This is a genomic window from Nereida ignava, assembly GCF_001049735.1.
Lineage (GTDB): Bacteria > Pseudomonadota > Alphaproteobacteria > Rhodobacterales > Rhodobacteraceae > Nereida > Nereida ignava.
This window is the reverse complement of the sequence record NZ_CVPC01000061.1, coordinates 1-2,939: the sequence shown is the minus strand read 5'-3', so window position 1 is coordinate 2,939 and position 2,939 is coordinate 1. Positions and strand designations below refer to the sequence as shown.

At 55.7% G+C, this 2,939-nt stretch carries 3 protein-coding genes; 1 reads left to right on the top strand and 2 read right to left on the bottom strand.

What is annotated here, in order from left to right:
* Positions 1-34: 34 nt before the first annotated feature.
* Together NIG5292_RS14330 and NIG5292_RS14325 are read right to left on the bottom strand one after the other, a co-directional pair.
* Positions 35-982: an ABC transporter permease gene (locus NIG5292_RS14330; RefSeq protein WP_048600218.1), complete on the bottom strand. Its 948-nt coding sequence runs from the start codon at positions 980-982 to the stop codon at positions 35-37.
* A gap of 70 nt (positions 983-1,052) precedes the next feature.
* On the bottom strand, positions 1,053-2,531 hold the full coding sequence (locus NIG5292_RS14325) for an ABC transporter substrate-binding protein (RefSeq protein ID WP_048600217.1): 1,479 nt from the start codon (positions 2,529-2,531) through the stop codon (positions 1,053-1,055).
* A 170-nt stretch (positions 2,532-2,701) separates the two neighbouring features.
* Here NIG5292_RS14325 and NIG5292_RS15000 point away from each other — a divergent pair, with 170 nt between their 5' ends.
* Positions 2,702-2,842, top strand: a complete 141-nt coding sequence (locus NIG5292_RS15000; RefSeq protein WP_158441640.1) for a hypothetical protein — start codon at positions 2,702-2,704, stop codon at positions 2,840-2,842.
* The last annotated feature ends 97 nt before the right edge of the window (positions 2,843-2,939 follow it).

The window sequence follows — 2,939 nt, the reverse complement described above, 5'->3', positions numbered from 1 at the left end:
ATACCGCTGAGAACGGCGCCAATGATTAGCCCCCTCATGATCGCTGCCTTAGGCGCGGATCAACGGCGGCATAGGTCAAATCCACCAAGAAATTCACGATGATGACTGAGAACACCAGCAGCATCACAACGCCTTCGACAACGATCAGGTCCCGCGCAGATATGGCTTGGAAGATCAGCCGGCCCAAGCCCGGCAAGAAGAACACTTGTTCGATCACGATGCCACCTGCCAGCAAGAAGGAAAACTGAAGCCCCAAGATTGTCAGCACAGGAATTAGCGCGTTTCGAACTGCGTGCCGCCAAAGTGCTTGGCGTTTGCTGAGGCCCTTGGCGCGGGCCGTCCGGATGAAATCTTCGCCTAACATATCAAGTAATGATGAGCGCATAACGCGCGCAAGGATTGCCGCTTGGGGTAGGGCCAGTGCAATTGCTGGCAAGGTCAAGGATTTCAGTCCAAGCCAAAACCCCTTGTCCCACCCTACAAAGCCGCCTGCGGAAAACCACCGCAAATTGATTGCAAAGATCAATACAAGGATCATCGCAAACCAGAAATTGGGAATGGCCACACCAAGTTGTGTTGCGCCCATGATTGCCGTGTCGCCTGCACCGCCGCGGCGCGAGGCGGCAAAGATGCCTGCGGGGAATGCGATGAGTGTCGATAGAACCAGCGCGTAAACGGCGAGTGGCAGCGACACCCAAATGCGATCAGCGATCAAATCAGATATCGGTGCGCGGTAGGTGTAAGAGGTGCCAAAGTCACCCTGCAACATCCCGCTAACCCACGTTAAATATCGTTCTGGCGCAGATGCGTTTAGCCCCAACTGGGCGCGCAGTGCCTCCACAGCCTCGGGTTGTGCGTTGAGGCCCAGCATGAATGCAGCAGGATCGCCGGGCACGATCTCGATGATCAAAAAGATAACCATACTGGCCACGATCAAGCTGATCACGAGAGAGACGCAACGGGAGAGGGCATAGCGAAGCATGGTGTAGGCGGGGCCTCAATTCAGGCAGAGAAAGCGGGGCCGCACAGATCTACGCGGCCCCGTTTGAGGTTTAGTTGGTCCAGCTAAGACCCGTCAGGTCAACCGCAGCGGTTGGTTGATTTTCCCACATGCCCTGCAAACCTGCTTTTGCAATCGTGGGATAGGCCAATTCAAAAAGATAGCCGTTCACATAGTCCTCCGAGATGATGGTCTGTGCCTGCGCCATCAAGGCCGCGCGCTCACCGGGGTCTGTTGCTTTGTTCAGATCATCCATCAGTGCTTGGAACGCAGGGTTGTCATACTGGAAGTAATAGTCGGGGTTGGCGTAAATTCCGATGTCCATCGGCTCGGTATGGCTCACGATTGACAGGCCAAAGTCTTTGCCGCGGAACACTTCTTCAAGCCACTGCGCCCATTCAAGATTGCTGATTTGCGCATCAATACCAACCTCGCGCAATTGTGCCGCGATGATCTCACCGCCGCGCCGTGCGTATGAGGGGGGGGGCAGTTTGAGGGTCGTGGTAAAGCCATCGGCAAAACCTGCTTCAGCCAGCAGTTTCTTGGACAGCTCTGGATCGTATTGCGAGTTGCCAGTCAGATCGACGTAGTTAGGGTTGTGCGGTGCGAAGTGCGTGCCGATGGGCGTGCCAAGCCCAAACATTGCCCCGTCAATAATGGCTTGGCGGTCAATCGCGTGCGCAACTGCCTTGCGGACCAGCTTATTGTCAAAAGGCGGCATTTTGTTGTTGGTCGACAGAATTGTCTCGCCTTCGGTGTTGCCCTTCAGGACTTGAAAGCGTGGGTCTGCTTCAAATTGCGGGATGTTTTCGGGTGCCGGGAAACCTGCAAAAGCGTCGACATCTTCTGCCATCACGGCGGCGAATGCGGCTGTTGGGTCCGAAATGAAACGGAAAGTTGCGTTCTGAATGGCGGGTGCGTCGCCCCAATAATCAGCGTTGCGGGTCAGCTCAAGGCGGTCACCCTGCACCCAGTCTACAAAGCGGTATGCGCCGGTGCCTATGGGTGCTGTCGCGTTTGTCTCAGCACTTTCGGGCGCCACGATTACCGCATCACCCCACGCCATGTTGAACAGGAAATTGCCTGTCGGCTGGCTAAGTGTGACTTTGACTGTTTCAGCATCAATCACGTCAACCGCAGCGATATTGGCAAACAGCCCTTTCTGGGCGTTGGTGCTGTCCTCGGCGCGGGCGCGGTCGAGGCTGAATTTCACGTCCTCTGCATCCATCTTCGTGCCGTCGTGAAATGTCACATCCGTTTGCAGGTTGAACGTATAGCTGAGCCCGTCTTCGGAAATGTCCCACGATTTGGCAAGGCCGGGTACAACTGCCCCATCCGACATGAACCGTGTCAGCCCTTCAAAAACGTTGGAATACATCACGCTATCAATGGCTTGAGCGGCGGCACCTGTAGGGTCGAGGTTCGGTGGCTCAAGCTGAATCGCGATGGTCACGTTGTCTTGCGCATTGGCCAAACTCGCCATTAGCGCGAATGCGCTAACGGTAATCAAGCCCTTGTTAAAGATGGTCATGTGTCTCTCCCCATGCTGGTTAATTTGCCCTTTGAAGGGGCTTAGTCATCTTTTGGCAACAACAGCGCGGCCAAACTGCGCGCCATCACCTTAATCTGACATTCCCCAAGTAGAACGTCCTCCCGCCCACCTTGCCGCTGTTCTGCGCTCCTATCAAGCCTCTTGCACCCATGGTGCCGTTGTTCGGGCATCTGACGCGCGAACTGAGCACGATTTCCGGTCTCGGGGGCGAGGTTGATCCGGATATTGGTCTGACCGACCCCCGTATGGATAGACCGGTTGAGCCGCTTTTGTTCAGGTTTTATGATTAACGATGTTGTCATTAGGGAACCGGCGGTGCGCGCAGCCGATGTATGGCCGCAAGGGTGCGGTTGAACAGATCGCCGCTGACAGCCACCTCGGCCAGTT